12 protein-coding genes are annotated in these 17,232 nt (G+C 71.4%); 8 read left to right on the forward strand and 4 right to left on the reverse strand.

The features are described 5' to 3' along the window. The first annotated feature begins 51 nt into the window (after nt 1-51). From EES42_RS30165 to EES42_RS30175, 3 genes are all read left to right on the forward strand, one after another. Nucleotides 52-2,781, forward strand: a complete 2,730-nt coding sequence (locus tag EES42_RS30165; RefSeq protein WP_124721432.1) for an ATP-binding protein — start codon at nt 52-54, stop codon at nt 2,779-2,781. A gap of 207 nt (nt 2,782-2,988) precedes the next feature. After that, entirely contained in the window at nt 2,989-4,797 is a 1,809-nt protein-coding gene (gene ggt / locus EES42_RS30170) for a gamma-glutamyltransferase (protein WP_124721433.1), read from the forward strand. Between the two features lie 177 nt (nt 4,798-4,974). Next, nucleotides 4,975-5,673 (forward strand): glycoside hydrolase family 75 protein, encoded by a 699-nt coding sequence (locus EES42_RS30175; RefSeq protein WP_124721434.1) that lies wholly within the window; start codon nt 4,975-4,977, stop codon nt 5,671-5,673. A gap of 53 nt (nt 5,674-5,726) precedes the next feature. Here EES42_RS30175 and map read toward each other — a convergent pair whose 3' ends face one another. Then, complete coding sequence (gene map, locus EES42_RS30180; protein ID WP_124721435.1) at nt 5,727-6,494, reverse strand: type I methionyl aminopeptidase; 768 nt, start codon at nt 6,492-6,494, stop codon at nt 5,727-5,729. A 41-nt stretch (nt 6,495-6,535) separates the two neighbouring features. Between map and EES42_RS30185 the strand changes: the two genes are divergently transcribed. Next, a complete protein-coding gene (locus tag EES42_RS30185) occupies nt 6,536-6,805 on the forward strand; it encodes a helix-turn-helix domain-containing protein (RefSeq protein WP_124721436.1) in 270 nt (89 codons plus the stop codon). Nucleotides 6,806-6,999: 194 nt separating this feature from the next. Further along, a complete protein-coding gene (locus tag EES42_RS44975; RefSeq protein WP_164495367.1) occupies nt 7,000-8,523 on the forward strand; it encodes a hypothetical protein in 1,524 nt (507 codons plus the stop codon). Nucleotides 8,524-8,542: 19 nt separating this feature from the next. On the opposite strand, the gene EES42_RS30195 is transcribed toward EES42_RS44975, so the two are convergent. Together EES42_RS30195 and EES42_RS30200 are read right to left on the reverse strand one after the other, a co-directional pair. Beyond that, nucleotides 8,543-9,580 (reverse strand): Rieske 2Fe-2S domain-containing protein, encoded by a 1,038-nt coding sequence (locus EES42_RS30195; protein ID WP_124721437.1) that lies wholly within the window; start codon nt 9,578-9,580, stop codon nt 8,543-8,545. 131 nt (nt 9,581-9,711) lie between these two features. Further along, nucleotides 9,712-10,980, reverse strand: coding sequence for a PLP-dependent aminotransferase family protein (locus EES42_RS30200; protein WP_124721438.1), 1,269 nt, complete (start codon nt 10,978-10,980; stop codon nt 9,712-9,714). 373 nt (nt 10,981-11,353) lie between these two features. Between EES42_RS30200 and EES42_RS30205 the strand changes: the two genes are divergently transcribed. Next, nucleotides 11,354-12,196 carry a nitrilase-related carbon-nitrogen hydrolase gene (locus EES42_RS30205; protein WP_124721439.1) on the forward strand — a complete coding sequence of 281 codons (843 nt, stop codon included), beginning with the start codon at nt 11,354-11,356 and terminating at the stop codon, nt 12,194-12,196. Then, nucleotides 12,193-13,476, forward strand: coding sequence for an aspartate aminotransferase family protein (locus EES42_RS30210; protein WP_124721440.1), 1,284 nt, complete (start codon nt 12,193-12,195; stop codon nt 13,474-13,476). The genes EES42_RS30205 and EES42_RS30210 overlap by 4 nt, the downstream gene beginning before the upstream one ends. Nucleotides 13,477-13,596: 120 nt before the next feature. Here EES42_RS30210 and EES42_RS30215 read toward each other — a convergent pair whose 3' ends face one another. After that, nucleotides 13,597-15,483 (reverse strand): alkaline phosphatase family protein, encoded by a 1,887-nt coding sequence (locus EES42_RS30215; protein ID WP_241196661.1) that lies wholly within the window; start codon nt 15,481-15,483, stop codon nt 13,597-13,599. Nucleotides 15,484-15,822: 339 nt separating this feature from the next. On the opposite strand from EES42_RS30215, the gene hydA reads away from it, so the two are divergent. After that, on the forward strand, nt 15,823-17,223 hold the full coding sequence (gene hydA, locus EES42_RS30220) for a dihydropyrimidinase (protein ID WP_124721441.1): 1,401 nt from the start codon (nt 15,823-15,825) through the stop codon (nt 17,221-17,223). Nucleotides 17,224-17,232 lie beyond the last annotated feature (9 nt).

Genomic DNA, 17,232 nt, shown 5'->3' on the forward strand with positions numbered 1-17,232 from the left:
GCCTGTCCTGACCAGGCCTTTTCAGTACCTTGTCCACGTATAGTGACGATCATGACACCCGGTCGCGGCCGGGGACGGGGGCTGGGGGAACGCGTGGTGCAGGGACGTGCGAAAGAGCAGTGTCATATCCGTCGGATGCTCGCCGACGCCCGTCGCGGGGAGAGCAACTGCCTGCTCCTGCACGGAGAGGCCGGCATCGGCAAGACCACCCTCCTCGACTACGCGGTCGCCCACGCCGAAGGCGTGAGTGTGCTGCGGGTCGAGGGCATCGAGTCGGAGATGGAGCTGGCCTTCGGCGGGCTCCATCAGCTGCTTCTGCCGGTGCTGGACCGGCTCGATCTGCTGCCGCCACCGCAGGCCGGGGCCCTGCGGGCGGTCTTCGGCCTGAGCGACGAGTCCGTGCGGGACCGCCTGACCATCGGGCTCGCGACGCTGTCGCTGCTCTCCGAAGCGGCCGCCGGACAGCCCCTGTTGTGTGTGGTCGACGACTTGCAGTGGCTCGACCGGCCTTCCGTGGACGCGCTGGTCTTCGCCGCCCGGCGGCTGCGGGCCGAAGGTGTCGTCATGCTCCTCGCCACGCGCGAGACCTCCTCGGTGAGCGGAGCGAAGGCCCTGCCCCATGTGTCCGTCACTGGCGTCGACCGGCAGTCGGCGGCGTCGATGCTGCCCGGCCTCGCACCCCCGGTCACCGAGTGGATCATCGATCAGGCCCAGGGCAACCCACTGGCGCTGCAGGAACTGGCAGCCGCCCTGACCCCGGCTCAACGGGCCGGGCAGCTCGGACCGCTGACCCTGCCGGACGCGCGGTCGGCGCCACCGAATCGACTGCAGGAAGCCTTCGCCGAGCAGATCCGCCGCCTCCCCGACGCCACTCGGCGCATGCTCACGGTGGCCGCCGCGGACGACACCGGGGACCTGCCCACGGTGCTGGCCGCCGCGGCCGGGCTCGGCGGGGAGGTCGGCGATCTGGAGCCGGCCGAGCGCGCGGAGCTGGTCCTCGTCTCCGCGCAGAGGCTGCGCTTTCGGCATCCCCTCATTCGGTTCGCCGCCTATCAATGCGCCCCACTGGCCTGGCGGCTGACGGCTCATCAGGCACTGGTCGCGGTCCTGGACGGTCCCGCGCACGCGCACCGGCGCGCCTGGCACCTGGCCGCCGCGGCGACCGGCCCGGACGAGCGGGTCGCCGGTGAGCTGGAGCGGGTCGCCGAGTGGGCGGGCAGCCGGCAGGCCATGGCATCCGCGTCCGCCGCGTACGAGCGTGCCGCTCACCTCACCGCGGACACTTCGAGACGCGCCCGCCGCCTGATCAACGCCGCGCAGAAGGCGAGCGAAGCCGGCCAGGACGAACGCTGCCGTGCCCTCACCGACCAGGTGCCGCTGCCTCTCCCGGACCCGGGCATGGCGGCGGACTTCGCCCGCGCACGCTCGGTGGTCGAGCTGGGCTACGGCAGCCCCGGGCAGGCCGCCCGCCTGCTGGCCGAATGCACCGAAACGGTTTCCGCCAGCCGCCCCGACAAACTCGCCCCCCTGCTGACCGACGCCATCCACGCGGCCTTCTCGGCCGGCGACGCGGCCCTCATGATGGAGATCGCCGTGCGCACCCCCGGCCTGCCCGTGGTGGCCACGCCCGCGAAGCTGCTCGCCGGCGACATTTCCGGCGCACTCCGGACGCTGGACGAGCACGTCGAGGCCGCCCGTCTCGACGGGAGCGGTCTGATGGACCGGCTGATGGCCGGGATCTACTGCCACCTGGTCGCCGCCCACGAGAACGCCTACGGGCTGGCCACCGCGGCGGTCACCCACTGCCGCGAGCAGGGCATCGGCGGATGGCTGCCCACCACACTGCATCTGCTCGCCCAGGCGGAGCTGGCGCTGGGCCGGCACGAGGACGCGCACGCGCACGCCGCCGAAGCGCTCCGGCTCGCGGAGGCCTACGACCTGGACCACCGGGCCGCCCACCTGCGTGCCCTGCTCGCGGTGCTCGCGGCCGTCCGCGGGGAGGAGGAACCCACCCGCGAACTGGCCGGCCAGGCACTGGAATACACCCGCCCCCGCGACGTCGGACGGGGCACCGCGGACGCGTCGTGGGCGCTGGGGCTGCTGGACCTCGGCCTCGGACGTGCTCAGGACGCGCTGGAACACCTGGAGGCGGCCCGGCACGCAGTGGGTCACCCCATCCTGGCCCGGCACCTGATGCCCGATCTGATCGAGGCCGCCGTTCGCGCGGGCCATCCGGAGCGGGCGAGGGAACCCGCGAAACAGCTCATGAGCTGGGCGGACGACCTCCGGCAACCCCACTTCACGGCACAGGCCCACCGCTGCGCCGCCCTGACCGGTCCGGACACGTCGGCCGAGGAGCACTACACATCGGCCCTCGATCTGCACAACGGGGGCGGTGACTTCGAGCGGGCCCGCACCGAACTGCTCTACGGCGAGTGGCTGCGCCGGGGCCGCCGCAAGCTCGACGCCCGCGGCCATCTGCGTACCGCGAGGGAGCTTTTCGACAGGCTGGGCGCACAGCCGTGGGCCCGCCGGGCGGCCACGGAACTACAGGCCGCCGGCGAGACCTCCCACCCGGCCGATGCCGTCGACTCACCGATCAGTCGCCTGAGTTCGCAGGAACGCGAGGTCGTCCGGATCGCAGCCACCGGTGCCACCAACCGTGAGATCGCCACCCGACTGTTCCTGAGCCCGCGCACCGTGGGACACCACCTCTACCGCGCGTTTCCCAAGCTGGGCATCAGCTCACGAACAGAGCTCGCCGACCTGCTCGCCTCCTGACGGCAAGGCCCTGAGCGCGGGCGATCCGGCCCGAAGGGCTGATACCGGCGGCTGTCACGTCCGGCACGGCATCGCGTGCGTCGTCAGCCACCGGCGGGCATGTGGGCGGGCATGCCGGCGGGCTTTCGGCCTCGGCTTCACGACGGACCTGACGGGGTGGGCGGCGCGGCGTTACTCTGCGCTGACGATCCAGCACTGGAGGTGCGCATGAGACGTTCCGTCGCGCGGAATGTGTCGTTGTCGGCTGTTCTTGCCGCTGTCGTCACCATCGGGGCAGCGGCCCCGTCCTCGTCCGCGCCACCGTCGGCGCAACCGCCCAAGTCGCCCGTCTCGGTGGGCTACGGAGGGGCGGTCGCCAGTGTCGACGCGGACGCCTCGGCCGCCGGTATCGAGGTGCTCCGCAAGGGCGGCAACGCGGTGGACGCCGCGGTGGCGACCGCGGCGGCGCTCGGTGTGACCGAGCCCTACTCGGCGGGCCTGGGCGGGGGCGGCTACTTCGTCTACTACGACGCCAAGAGACACACCGTGGAGACGATCGACGGCCGGGAGACCGCGCCGCGCAGCGCGGACTCCTCGCTGTTCCTGGAGAACGGCAAGCCGCTCGCCTTCGACGAGGCCGTCACCAGTGGACTGGCCGTGGGCACCCCGGGCACCCCGGCCACCTGGGACACCGCGCTCGACACCTGGGGCAGCAAGTCGCTGCGGCAGGTGCTGAAGCCGGCCGAGCGGCTCGCCAGGGACGGCTTCGTCGTCGACAGTACGTTCCGTTCGCAGACCGAGGGCAACCAGGCCAGGTTCGCCGACTTCCCGGCGACCCGGAAGCTGTTCCTGCCCGGCGGCCAACTCCCGGTCGTCGGCTCGGTGTTCAAGAACCCCGACCTGGCGCGCACCTACGAACAGGTGGGCCGCAAGGGCGTCGACGAGCTGTACCGGGGCGAACTGGCCGCAGACGTCGTACGGACCGTCCGCAACCCGCCCGTCGACCCGGGGTCCACCCGGGTGGTGCGGCCCGGTGACCTCACCGCGAAGGACCTGCGGTCCTACCGGGCGCTGCGGCAGGCACCGACGAGGACCGGCTACCGAGGCCTCGACGTGTACGGCATGGCCCCCTCCTCGTCCGGCGGCACCAGCATCGGCGAGGCGCTCAACATCCTTGAGTCCACCGACCTTTCGAAGGCGAGCGAGGCGCGGTATCTGCACCGTTACATCGAGGCCAGCCGGATCGCCTTCGCGGACCGCGGACGCTGGGTGGGTGACCCGGCGTTCGAGGACGTGCCGACGCGGGAGCTGCTGAGCCAGCGGTTCGCCGACGCGCGGGAGTGCCTGATCAAGGACGACGGGGTGCTGACCAGCCCGCTCGCGCCGGGCGACCCGAGGCACCCGGCCGACTGCCGCGGCGGTGGAACGGCTGCCCCGACGACGTACGAGGGGGAGAACACCACCCATCTGACCGCGGCCGACAAGTGGGGCAATGTCGTCGCGTACACCCTGACGATCGAGCAGACCGGCGGCAGTGGGATCACCGTGCCGGGGCGTGGCTTCCTGCTCAACAACGAGCTGACGGACTTCTCGTTCGCGCCGGCCAGCCCCGCCGTCCACGACCCGAATCTGCCCGGTCCGGGCAAGCGCCCGCGCTCGTCCATCTCGCCGACGATCGTGCTGAAGCACGGCGAGCCGGTGCTGGCGCTGGGGTCGCCCGGTGGTGCCACGATCATCACGACCGTGCTCCAGTCGCTCATCGGCACCGTCGACCGGGGGCTTCCGCTGGTCGATGCCATCGCGGCACCGCGCGCCAGTCAGCGCAACTCCGCGACGACGGAGATCGAACCGGGGTTGTGGAACAGCCCGGTCCGGGCGGAACTGGAGTCGCTGGGGCACGTCTTCAAGCTAAACCCGGAGATCGGGGCGGCGACGGGTGTGCAGCGGCTGCCGGACGGTCGGTGGCTGGCAGCAGCGGAGAAGGTGCGCCGGGGCGGCGGCTCGGCAATGGTCGTGCGGCCGAGCGGACGCCCGTGACGGTGGGCGGCCGACAACCACAACTGGTGACGGTGCGTCAATAACGTTCCATGCGGGGCTGGTTCCTGGTGAGAATTCACCGGGAACCAGCCCCCGCGGTCTTGACGGAGGTATCTGCCCGGGGCCATGTTGTGCGCGTCGGTAAGGAAAGTTTCCTATTGGAAGGGCACCCCCACTGTGCGTACCCGAACGCTCGCCCTCGCTGCCGCCTCCGGCGCCGCCCTGCTCGCGACCGTCACCCTGAGCCCGGCCGCCCACGCCGGACCGGCCCGGGGCGCGAACCTCAAGGAAGGGTCCGTCAGCGCGGCCGATCTGCTGGCGAAGGTCACTTCGTGTTCGCAGATCTCCAACGGCAAGTACCGTACGGACGAGGAGACCTCAGCGACCGTTCCGGTCTGCGGCAAGAATGGAGCCGTGTTCTGGAAGGCCGACATGGACGTCGACTGCGACGGCGAGATCACCGCCGCCTGCAACGAGGACACCGACCCCTGGTTCCAGAACGGCACGGCCTTCGAGACCTCCGCCGGAAAGCCGCTGAACGCCGAGAAGCTGCCGTACGTCGTCGTGCCGAGCACCAGCAGCATCTGGAACTACAGCGATGCCGGCATCAAGGGCGGTGGCGTCGTCGCCGTCATCTACGACAACAAGGTCGAGTACGCGGTCGTCGGTGACACCGGCCCCAACAAGATCATCGGCGAGGCTTCGTACGCCACCGCCAAGGCCCTCGGCATGGACCCGGACCCGGAGACCGGCGGCGCGGAATCCGGCGTCACCTACATCCTGTTCAAGAACTCCAAGGTGTCGCCGATCGAGAGCCACAGTGCCGCCGTCACCGCGGGCGACGCCCTCGCCAAGCAGTTCATCCAGAACAACTAGCAGTCATCCCGAGGCGGTTGGCGGCTCCGCCGCCCTGCCGCGTTCGGGGGCGGTCACAACGCGGTCAGGATGCGCGGGCCGTCGTCGGTGATCGCCACGGTGTGCTCGGCGTGCGCGGCCCGGCTGCCGTCGGACGTGCGCAGTGTCCAGCCGTCCTGGTCCGGGTAGAAGTCGTCCTTGCCGCCGCCGATCAGCATCGGCTCGATCGCCAGCACCATCCCGTGCCGCAACAGCATGCCGCGACCCGGTCGTCCCTCGTTGGGGACGGCCGGGTCCTCGTGCATCGACCGGCCGATGCCGTGCCCTCCGAACCCCTCCGGGATGCCGTATCCCGCGCCGCGGCAGACCGTGCCGATCGCATGCGCTATGTCGCCGATCCGATTGCCGACGACCGCCGCCGCGATGCCCGCCTCCAGTGCCGCGAAGGCCGTCTCGACGAGCCGGGTGTCGTCGGGCCGGGCGCGCCCGACGGTGAAGCTGATCGCCGAGTCACCGGCCCAGCCGCCCAGTGTGGCGCCCGCGTCGATGCTGACCAGATCGCCGTCGCGCAGCCGCTGGTCGGTCGGGATGCCGTGCACGATCGCGTCGTTGACCGACGCGCAGATCGCGGCGGGGAAGGGGGTGGGTGCGAAATGCGGCCGGTAGTTCAGGAACGGCGACCCGGCGCCCGCGTCACGCAGTACGCCGCGGGCCACCTCGTCCAGTTCGCGCAGGGAGACGCCGACCGCGGCCGCTTCCCGTGCGGCGGTCAGGAGCTGTGCCACGACTCGGCCGGTCTCGCGCATGGCTTCGATGGATGTGTCTGTCTTGAGCTTCACCATGCCAATTACTATACCGGTCTCAGCGGTATTAGAATGACGGCATGGTACGAACGCCCCTGACCCCGGAAGAGCGCCGTCGCGGCGAACGCCTCGGCGCGCTGCTGCGTGAGGCGCGCGGCGGACGCAGCATGGTCGAGATCGCGGCGAGCGCCGGAATCTCCGCCGAGACGCTGCGCAAGATCGAGACCGGACGCGCCCCCACCCCCGCCTTCTTCACGGTCGCCGCGCTGGCCGGGGCGCTGGGACTGTCGATGGACGAGATCCTCGCCCGCTCGGCCCCGGAACCGGACGCGGTGCCGCTGGCGGGGTAGCGGCGGGCCCTGTGGTGCGCGTGGCCGCGCCTCGGCCGCAGCATGGTCGAAAAGCCTGCGTAGCCGTGCCGTAACACGGCTGATGTCGAATGCCTGCGGACTGGAGGCTCCGGTCGACGTCGGCGAGGGCAGAGATGACGGAGCGTCAAGATGCTTGGGAAGTACGGGAGTTCACGCAGTACATACGGGATCTCGTGACACTGCTGGACCCCGGGAGCGGCTGGTACGGGCTCTTCCTCCGACGTGATCCTGCCGGGATGCGCGCCTGCCTCGACGGCGTCGAGATTCCGCCCTGGGACGTGATGGAGTCACTGCTCGGCGATCTGGCGGCTCTGCGCGGTACGGCGTTCGCACAGCGCGAGTCGGTACGGGCCGCCGGGCTGTACTCCTCCTCGGTGGCCGCCCACGACCGCCGCCCGGGCGGGCGGCAGGTGCTCGTCGAGCGACTGGAGCTGATGCGCGGGGAGCAGGCGCGCGCGGCCCGACGGCTCCGGGCCGCCGGTGCGGGCGGCACGACGCCCCCGGACGCGGAGGCGGCCGCCTGGGCCAGGGACGACCATGTACGGGCCACGGCACGCTGCTCGGAACTGCGCGAACGACTCGCCGCGGCGGCGGTGCCGGACGGCTGGTTCCGTACGGAGGTGCCGGAGGTGCCGGGGGAGCGGGTGGTGCCGGGGGCGCAGAGGGAGCGGGAGGTGCCAGGGGTGCCGGGGGCGCTGGAGGCGCCGGGGGTGCCGGAGTGGGCGGCGGAGGTGCCGGATCGGGCCGGGGAGGCCGGACCGGAAGCAGGCCCGAAGGGCGTCGCGAAAGCAGGCCCGGAGCGTGCGGCGGAAGCAGGCCCGGAGCGTGCGGCGGAAGCAGGCCCGGAGCGTGCGGCGGAAGCCGGCCCGGAGCGTGCGGTGGAAGCCGGCCCGGAGCGTGCGGTGGAAGCCGGCCCGGAGCGTGTCCCGCAGGCCCCGCCCTCCGCTTCCGGGCCGCCCGCCCCAGGGCGCCGCAGGCCGCGAGGTGCCAGGTTCGCGGGCCTCGACATGGACGAGGCCGACGAGGCGGCCGTCCTGCCCGCCCCCGTCCTGCCCCTTCCGCCCACCACTGCCGCCGCACCGCGCGGTGCCCGCTTCGCCGCCGCCCCGCCCGGCGACGACACCTCCGCCGGGTCCGCCATCCGTGCCGCCGCCCCGGCCCCGGAGGCCCACCGGGCCGCCGTACGGGCCGTCGAGCGGCTGGTCCGGCTGCGGGCCGTCGGCAGCAGCGGTGAGGCGCACGTCGTGCTCTGCGAGGCGGCCGGCTGGCCCGCGGAATGGCTGCCGGCGCTCGCCGTCGAGCTGCACCGGGCCGGCCTCGACGCCGACTGGGCGACCCTGCTGTGGGAGGTGTCCTCGTTGCCGCCCGCCCGACTTGCCTCCGCTGCCGGAGCGCTGCACGCCGCAGGGCGCCCAGACGACTGCGGGCAACTGCTGCGCCAGGGCGTGGCCAGGCCCGCCGGGGAGATCGCCGCCGCGGTGGTGGCCCTGGACCGGGCCGGCCAGGGGCCGCAGGCGCGGGCGCTGCTGGGCGCCTTCGTCCGCGTACGGACTCCGCAGGACGCGGCGAAGGTCGCGGCGGGCGATCCGCACCGTCTCGTACCACCACTGCTGGCCGCGGCCCGCGCCGTCTCACCGGCCAGGGAGCGGGATGTCGCCCACGCCCTGCGGGTGGCGGGCATCGCGGGGGCACCCTGAGCGGGCGCCCCCGGGCCGGCTACTCCGGGGACGGTGGGTAGAACCGCCGGGCCCAGCGGCGGAACGGGCCGATCGGGCCGTCGCCGGGAGCGAGCCGCGGTGGCTGCTGGTACTGCTTGTGATTCCAGATCGGGAAGTCCGCGGCGGTGAACTCGCAGCTGGACCGGAAGACGGCGCGGTCCAGCACCCTGGCCGCGGTCCGGCTCACCGCACGGGCGAGCGGGCCCGGCAGCCGGGACGGCTCGGCGAAGGCGATGCGATTGCGCTGCCGGAACTGCATCCGGTTGGGCGCGATCGCCGTCGGCATCACCATCGTGCACATCCGCAGGCCCAGCCGGGCCGTGTGCACATCGGCGTGCAGGCAGCCGAGCCCGTACCCGTCCACCTCTACATCGACGACGAAGTCGCCCAGGAGCGGCGCCGACTCGTGGGCCCGCATGGAGACATGGAACGAGGCGTCGTCGTAGACCACCGGCCCGCCGATCTCGGCCCTGGCCCAGCCGTGCAGGGTGGCGAAATGGCCGAGGTCCACCGAGTTCTCGATGACTTCCTGGACATTGCCCGCCAGCTCCCAGGCGGCGCTGCGGGCGGGCCGGTGACCGATCTCGTGCCAGGCCGGGATCGTCCAGTCCGGAGCCCGGCCGTCGTGGTGCCGCCACACGAACACCGCGCCGTTGACCTCCAGGACCGGCAGCTGAGACAACGGCGACCTCGGCGGCTTCGTGTCGTATCCGGTACGGACACACGCGCCGTCCGGGCCGAACGCGAAGAAGTGGAACGGGCAGACGAGATCGTCCCCCTCCACCTTGGCCAGCCCGAGATGCGCCCCCAGATGCGGGCAGTAGGGACGGATGGCGCGGACCGCCCCCGTCCCGAGCCGGTACAGCACCACGTCCTCGCCCGCCAGGGGGCGGGTGAGGACGGTGCCCGGCCTCAGCTCCTCGGAGAACGCCAGCGCGGACCAGCCGCTCGGACAGGGCAGAGCGGGCGCGCCCGCGACGTCGGCCGGTGTCGGCCCCTCGCTGATGGCGCGCCCGAACTCGCGTGACAGTCCCACCACATCCCCTTCCGGAATCGGTCCCCTGGACACTGCCCAGGCCGCTCCGGGATCCTCGCCAGAAACCTCATATCACTCGAACGGGAAAGAATCGGAAGGGAGTTGACGGGAGGCCGGCGCTCCTCCCGGTACTAGCGGGCCCGCTGCTCGTACCCCACGAGCCTGACGCAGACGGCGAGCCCCGCGATCGCCTGCTCCAGCTCCGCGAGCCCCGGGTAGCTGGGCGCGATCCGGATGACCGCGTCGCGCGGGTCGTCGCCGTACGGGTGGGTGGCGCCGGCCGGGGTCAGCACGATGCCCGCCTCGGCGGCCCGGCGTACGACCTCCTTGGCGCAGCCGTCCGGCACCTCCAGGGTGACGAAGTACCCGCCCTTGGGCGAGGTCCAGGTCGCGAGACCGGTGCCGCCGAGCTCGGCGTCCAGGATCCGGGCCACCACCTCGAACTTGGGCTGGAGCAGGGCGCGCTGGCGCTCCATGTGGGCCCGCACCCCGTCGGCGTCCCGCAGGAACATGACGTGCCGCAGCTGGTTCACCTTGTCCGGGCCGATCGAACGCTTGGCGTTGTTGCCGAGCAGCCACTGGAGGTTCGCGGGCGAGGAGCCGAAGAACGCGACGCCCGCACCCGCCGCGGTGATCTTCGACGTGGAGCCGAACACGAACGCCCGGTCCGGGTTGCCGGCCTCGGCGCAGGCACCGAGCAGATCGGCGATCTCGACGGGCTCGTCGGTGAGGTGGTGGGCGGCGTAGGCGTTGTCCCAGAAGATCCGGAAGTCGGGGGCGGCGGTGCTCATCGCGGCGAGCCGGGCCACGGTCGCGTCGCTGTAGCAGACGCCGTCCGGGTTGCTGTACTTCGGGACGCACCAGATGCCCTTGATCGCCGGGTCCTCGGCGACGAGCCGCTCCACGGTCTCCATGTCCGGGCCGTCGGCGGTCATCGGCACCGGGATCATGTCGATCCCGAACCGCTCGCAGAGCGCGAAGTGCCGGTCGTAACCGGGCACCGGACACAGGAAGGCGATCCGCTCCTGGTCCACCCAGCGCGACTCGGCGCCCGGCACCACGCTGAGCAGGGCGTGCACCAGGCAGTCGTGCATCAGCTCAAGGCTGGAGTTCCCGGCCGCGAGCAGCTGGCCGGCCGGCACCTGGAGCACCCCGGCGAAGATCTCCCGGAGTTCGGGCAGCCCCTGGAGACCGCCGTAGTTGCGTACGTCCACGCCACCGGCGGAGGTGTGCCGTCCGCCCGGCAGGCTCAGCAGGTCCTCGGAGAGGTCCAGCTGCTCGGGGGCCGGCTTGCCCCGGGTGAGGTCGAGCGAGAGTCCGAGTCCCGCCAGGTCCTGGTAGTCCTGACGGGCCCGGTCGAGGAGCCCGGACAGGGCGTCGGGGCTCAGCTCGGTGGTCATGGTGTTTCCTCTCGCAGGTGCCGCTCTGATCGGGGGCCTCTGCCGAGAATACAAAGCGGCGCCGAAGGCCGATGGGCCGGGAGTCGGCGCCGGGCGGGCCGACCGGTTGCCGGGGCCGCGTGTTCTGGTCCCCGGCATGACGGATCACGCCTCCCGCCCCGGCTTCGCACACCGGCTGACCGCGGTCCGGTCGCAGGGGCGCCCGACCGGCCGGGCATGTGGACCGCACGGGTGTGAAACATGATCGACTCAGCCGGTTCACGGCGATGGTCTTGCCCCGCTGTGTGACGGGGCTTACGTTCTCCTCTACGCACGTGTCTACGGGCGTAGAAACGCGTTGAGGCTCTCTGACGCCGCGTCGAAGGAGCAGCTCTTGTCCCAAGTCGTACGCGCCGCACTCGTCCAGGCGACCTGGACCGGCGACACCGAATCCATGATCGCCAAGCATGAGGAGCATGCCCGCGAGGCCGCCCGTCAGGGCGCGAAGATCATCGGCTTCCAGGAGGTGTTCAACGCCCCCTACTTCTGTCAGGTGCAGGAACCCGAGCACTACCGCTGGGCCGAGCCCGTCCCGGACGGGCCGACCGTCCGCCGGATGCAGGAACTCGCCCGCGAGGCCGGCATGGTGATCGTCGTGCCGGTCTTCGAGGTCGAGCAGTCCGGCTTCTACTACAACACCGCCGCCGTGATCGATGCCGACGGCTCCTATCTCGGCAAGTACCGCAAGCACCACATCCCGCAGGTCAAGGGGTTCTGGGAGAAGTACTACTTCAAGCCGGGGAACGTCGGCTGGCCGGTCTTCGACACCGCCGTCGGCAAGGTCGGCGTATACATCTGCTACGACCGGCACTTCCCCGAGGGGTGGCGTCAACTCGGCCTCAACGGTGCTCAGTTGGTCTACAACCCGTCCGCCACCTCACGCGGCCTCTCCAGCTACCTCTGGCAGCTGGAACAGCCCGCCTCCGCCGTCGCCAACGAGTACTTCGTCGCCGCGATCAACCGCGTCGGCCAGGAGGAGTACGGCGACAACGACTTCTACGGAACCAGTTACTTCGTCGACCCGCGCGGCCAGTTCGTCGGTGAGGTCGCCTCCGACAAGGAGGAGGAACTCGTCGTCCGCGACCTCGACTTCGGCCTCATCGACGAGGTCAGGCAGCAGTGGGCGTTCTACCGGGACCGCCGCCCCGACGCGTACGAAGGACTGGTGGAGCCGTGAGCAGCCTGCACCACCGGCATCTCGCCGTCAGCCCCGACTGGCTGGCGCTCTACTACAAGCGCCCCCTGGAGATCACCCACGGCGAGGGCCGCCATGTCTGGGACGCCGACGGCAGGCGCTACCTCGACTTCTTCGGCGGCATCCTCACCACCATGACCGCCCACGCCCTGCCCGAGGTGACCAAGGCGGTCGCCGAGCAGGCCGGCCGGATCATCCACTCGTCCACGCTCTACCTCAACCGGCCGATGGTGGAACTGGCCGAACGCGTCGCCACGCTCTCCGGCATCCCGGACGCCAGGGTCTTCTTCACCACCTCCGGCACCGAGGCCAATGACACGGCGCTGCTGCTCGCCACCACGTACCGAGGCTCCAACCAGGTCCTCGCGATGCGCAACAGCTACCACGGCAGGTCGTTCTCCGCCGTCGGCATCACCGGCAACAACGCCTGGTCACCGACCAGCCTGTCGCCGTTGCAGACGCTGTACGTGCACGGCGGCGTCCGCACCCGGGGACCGTACGAGCACCTCGGCGACGCGGAGTTCATCAAGGCCTGCGTCGCCGATCTGGAGGACCTGCTCGGGCACACCCGGGCACCGGCCGCCCTGATCGCCGAACCCATCCAGGGCGTCGGGGGATTCACCTCGCCGCCCGACGGGCTGTACGCGGCGTTCCGCCGGGTCCTGGACCGGCATGGCGTCCTGTGGATCTCCGACGAGGTGCAGACCGGCTGGGGCAGGACCGGTGAGCACTTCTGGGGCTGGCAGGCGCACGGCGAGAACGGCCCGCCGGACATCCTCACCTTCGCCAAGGGCATCGGCAACGGCATGTCGATCGGCGGTGTCGTGGCCCGGGCCGAGGTCATGAACTGCCTGGACGCCAACTCCATTTCGACGTTCGGCGGTTCCCCGGTCACCATGGCCGCCGGTCTCGCCAACCTCTCCTATCTCCTCGAACACGATCTGCAGGGCAACGCCCGGCGCGTCGGCGGTCTGCTGATCGAGCGGCTGCGGGCGATCGGCGCGGGTTCGAGTTGTGTGCGGGAGGTGCGCGGCCGGGGCCTGATGATCGGCATCGAGCTGGTGAGGCCCGGCACCGACGAGGCGAACCCGGAGGCGGCCGCGGCCGTGCTCGAAGCGGCCCGCGAGGGCGGTCTGCTCATCGGCAAAGGCGGCGGCCACAACACCAGCGTGCTGCGGATCGCACCACCGCTCTCGCTGACCATCCCGGAGGCGGAGGAAGGGGCGGAGATCCTGGCCGAGGCCCTGCGGTCGGTGGCCTGAGCCCGGTGGACTGAGCCCGGCGGCCTGAGTCCGCCGGGCCCGGTCCGGTGGGCCGGGTCCGGCGGGTCGAGCGGTGGACGGGCCCCGGCCGCGAGGCGGCTGCGGGGCCCGTCCGGTCGGTCAGCCCCGGTGGCCGGTGGGGCGGGTGAGGTCCAGCGAGCGGACCGGGTCGAGCTCGCCGTAGTACGCGAGGTGCTTGTAGCGCACATCGGTGACGGTCAGCGTGGCTCCGGCGATGCCCCGGGGCACCGTGGTGCGCAGGCGCACCGAGCCGTCCTTCTTCGTGGTGCCGGTCAGCTTGTGCACCTTGCCGCCGGCCGTCAGCTCGGCCGTGACCTTCGCGCCCTTCACCGGCCTGCCCTGCGCGGTCCTCACCACACCGGTCGCGGTGACCTTCCAGGCGGACTCGGAGCCGGGCCTGCCCAGGAGCACGGTGCCGGCCTTCAGCGAGGCGACCGCGAGCTCCGACGGCGGGGTGGGCTGCCCGAAGGCGACCTGGTCGACGGTCCAGAACGCGCTGTTGGTACCGGTGTAGCGGAAGCTCAGCCGGGCCGTCTTGGCACCCTGCGGAACGGCCAGCTCAAGATGCTCGACGGTGTTGCTGTCGGCCCGGTAGGACTTGACGAGCTGCGGGGCGCCGCCGTCGTACGAGACGTGGACATCGCCGGTCTGCGGACCGTCGACCCGGTAGTTCGTCGCGTACGAGACGGTCGCCTTCGCCGCGCCGTTCAGCTCGTACGCGGGGCTGACCAGGGTGGAGTCGAACTGTCCGGCACCGTGCGCCTTGTCGTCCCACTCGTCGGAGTCGGCGACCGCGAACACATTGCGGGCGCGGACGTTCGTCTCGCGGCCCTGGCCGCGTTCGGCGTTGGTCCAGAACTCGTCCGTGGCGAAGGACCAGCCGCGCCACTCGGTGACGCCACCGGCCGGCATCTTCGAGTTGTCGATCGACCAGCCATCGGGCGCGGTGTTCGTCCACCCCTTGGCGTCGGCCGGGAGCCGGGTCTCGTCGACGGGCGTGCGCAGCGAGGGGCGCAGCGCGTCGAAGGCGTCCGGCTTCGGCTCGGCGAGGGAGGTGCCGTCGAGGTTCCAGGCGGGGTCGGTGGCGACGCCCTCGTGGCGCAGCACCGTGGGCGCGATGTCGGTGATCTTGACGTCGTCGCGCACCGAGCCGGGCCGGATGCCCTTGCCCTGGGCGATCACGAACGTGCCACGCTCCAGCGGGGAGTTGCCGCCGTGCCCGCCGGTGGGGGTGTGGCCGTGGTCGGCGGTGACGACGACGAGCCAGTCCTCCTTCGCGTACGTCGGCCGTGAGGTCACCGCGTCGAGCAGGCGGCCGATCTGGCCGTCGGCGGTGTTCAGGGCCTTGAGGTAGGCGTCGCCGGCGGAGCCGCCGCTGTGGCCGGCGCCGTCGACCTCGTCGAGGTGGACGAAGGTGGAGTCGGGGTTGCCGTGTGCGAGGAGGTCGGCGGCCTTGGCCGTGGTGCCCTCGTCGTTGCCGCCCGCGATCCGCAGATCGGTCTTCGCGCCGAAGACGATCTGGGGGATCGGGCTCCAGGTGCCGACGACCAGCGTGGAGGTGGCCGGATCGGCGGTCTCCAGCCGGGTCGCGTAGTCCGGGTACTCGCCGTAGTTCGGGGCCGTGAAGTTGTTGTCCTTCACGTTGTGCTTGTCGGGCCAGACGCCGGTGGCGATGGACGACCAGCCGGCGCCGGAGACGGTCGGGGCCATCGGGTCGGCGTACAGGTTGCTCCGGGCGGTCAGGCCCTTGGCCATCAGCTGCCTGAGGTTCGGTACGTCGGCGCGCGAGAAGGCGTCGAAGGTGGCGCCGTCGACGCCGATGACCAGGGTCTTCGCCTGCTTGGTGCCGGACGGCAGACCGGCGTACGGGGCGGCGGCCGGGGCCTTGGACCCCTGGGCGTGGGCGGCGGTGGTGGCGAGCGGCAGTGCGACGGCGGCGACGGTGGCGGCGGCCAGCACCGTACGCGCGGAGCGCGACAGGGACACGTGATCCTCCGGGATCGGTCGTTGGACACCGGGCAACGGGGGTGTCCGGTGATGTGTCCGAGGTTCGCCGCCGGTGGTGATCGGACCACGCCGCGTATGGGACGGGCGCATGAACCGCACTCAACATTTGGACCAGACCTGTAATCGTTCCGTTATCCAATGATGGTCATGGTCATCGCCGCGGCTGTGGGCCGGTGGAGTGCCGGGCCGGTGAAACAGAAACGTCTTCAGCGGTTAGCGGCAGCGGTATTGCCACAGTGGGTAACCCACTTCTACGTTCTTCATCACGCACCTTGTCTACGTGCGTAGACCCATTCCGCCACGAGTGAGGAGGGGTACATGAGCCGCACCGTCATCCACGGTGGTCTCGTCATCACCGCGTCCGACGAACTGCATGCCGACGTACTCATCGAGGGCGGCCGCATCGTGGCCCTCGCGGCGCACGACAGCGACGCGGCCGAGAGCTGGAGCGCCGACCGGAGGATCGACGCCACCGGCAAATACGTCATCCCGGGCGGTGTCGACGCGCACACGCACATGGAGATGCCGTTCGGCGGCACCTACGCCGCCGACACCTTCGAGACCGGCACCCGGGCGGCCGCCTGGGGCGGCACCACCACGATCGTCGACTTCGCCATCCAGTCCGTGGGCCGCGCGGTGCGCGAGGGTCTCGACGCCTGGTACGCGAAGGCCGACGGCAACTGTGCCATCGACTACGCCTTCCACATGATCCTCTCCGACGTGAACGAGTCCTCGCTCAAGGAGATGGACCTGCTGGTGTCGGAGGGGGTCACCTCCTTCAAGCTGTTCATGGCCTATCCCGGCGTCTTCTACAGCGACGACGGCCAGATCCTGCGCGCCATGCAACGGGCCTCCCACAACGGCGGCCTGATCATGATGCACGCGGAGAACGGCATCGCCATCGACGTACTCGTCGAACAGGCCCTCGCCGAGGGCCGCACCGACCCGCGTTACCACGGCGACGTGCGCAAGGTGGCGCTGGAGGCCGAGGCCACCCACCGCGCCGTACAGCTCGCCCGCGTCGCCGGATCCCCGCTGTACATCGTGCACGTCTCCGCGGACGAGGCGGTCGCCGAGGTCGCCGCCGCCCGCCACAAGGGACTTCCGGTCTTCGGCGAGACCTGCCCGCAGTACCTCTTCCTCTCCACCGACAACCTCGCCGAGCCGGACTTCGAGGGCGCCAAGTACGTCTGCTCCACCCCGCTGCGGCCCAGGGAGCACCAGGAGGCGCTCTGGCGGGGGCTCAGGAACAACGAACTCCAGGTCGTCTCCACCGACCACTGCCCCTTCTGCTTCTCGGGCCAGAAGGAGATGGGCCGCGGCGACTTCTCGAAGATCCCCAACGGAATGCCCGGCGTGGAGAACCGGATGGACCTCCTCCACCAGGCGGTCGTGGACGGTCACATCTCGCGCCGCCGCTGGATCGAGATCGCCTGCGCCTCCCCGGCCCGGATGTTCGGCCTCTACCCGAAGAAGGGCACCATCGCCCCGGGCGCCGACGCCGACGTCGTCATCTACGACCCGGCGGCCGAACAGACCATCTCCGCCGAGACCCACCACATGAACGTCGACTACTCGGCGTACGAGGGGAGGCGGATCACCGGACAGGTCGAGACGGTCCTCTCGCGCGGTGAGGTCGTCATCGACGCAAGGAAGTACACCGGCCGGGCCGGACACGGCATGTACACCCCGCGAGCCACCTGTCAGTACCTGGACTAGGAGCACCCG

This window comes from Streptomyces sp. ADI95-17 (genome assembly GCF_003846175.1).
GTDB lineage: Bacteria > Actinomycetota > Actinomycetes > Streptomycetales > Streptomycetaceae > Streptomyces > Streptomyces sanglieri.

Coding starts and splice junctions, on each gene's coding strand:
- EES42_RS30165 (WP_124721432.1), top strand. CDS start 52: ATGACACCCGGTCGCGGCCGGGGACGGGGGCTGGGGGAACGCGTGGTG.
- ggt (WP_124721433.1), top strand. CDS start 2,989: ATGAGACGTTCCGTCGCGCGGAATGTGTCGTTGTCGGCTGTTCTTGCC.
- map (WP_124721435.1), bottom strand. CDS start 6,494: ATGGTGAAGCTCAAGACAGACACATCCATCGAAGCCATGCGCGAGACC.
- EES42_RS30185 (WP_124721436.1), top strand. CDS start 6,536: ATGGTACGAACGCCCCTGACCCCGGAAGAGCGCCGTCGCGGCGAACGC.
- EES42_RS30200 (WP_124721438.1), bottom strand. CDS start 10,980: ATGACCACCGAGCTGAGCCCCGACGCCCTGTCCGGGCTCCTCGACCGG.
- hydA (WP_124721441.1), top strand. CDS start 15,823: ATGAGCCGCACCGTCATCCACGGTGGTCTCGTCATCACCGCGTCCGAC.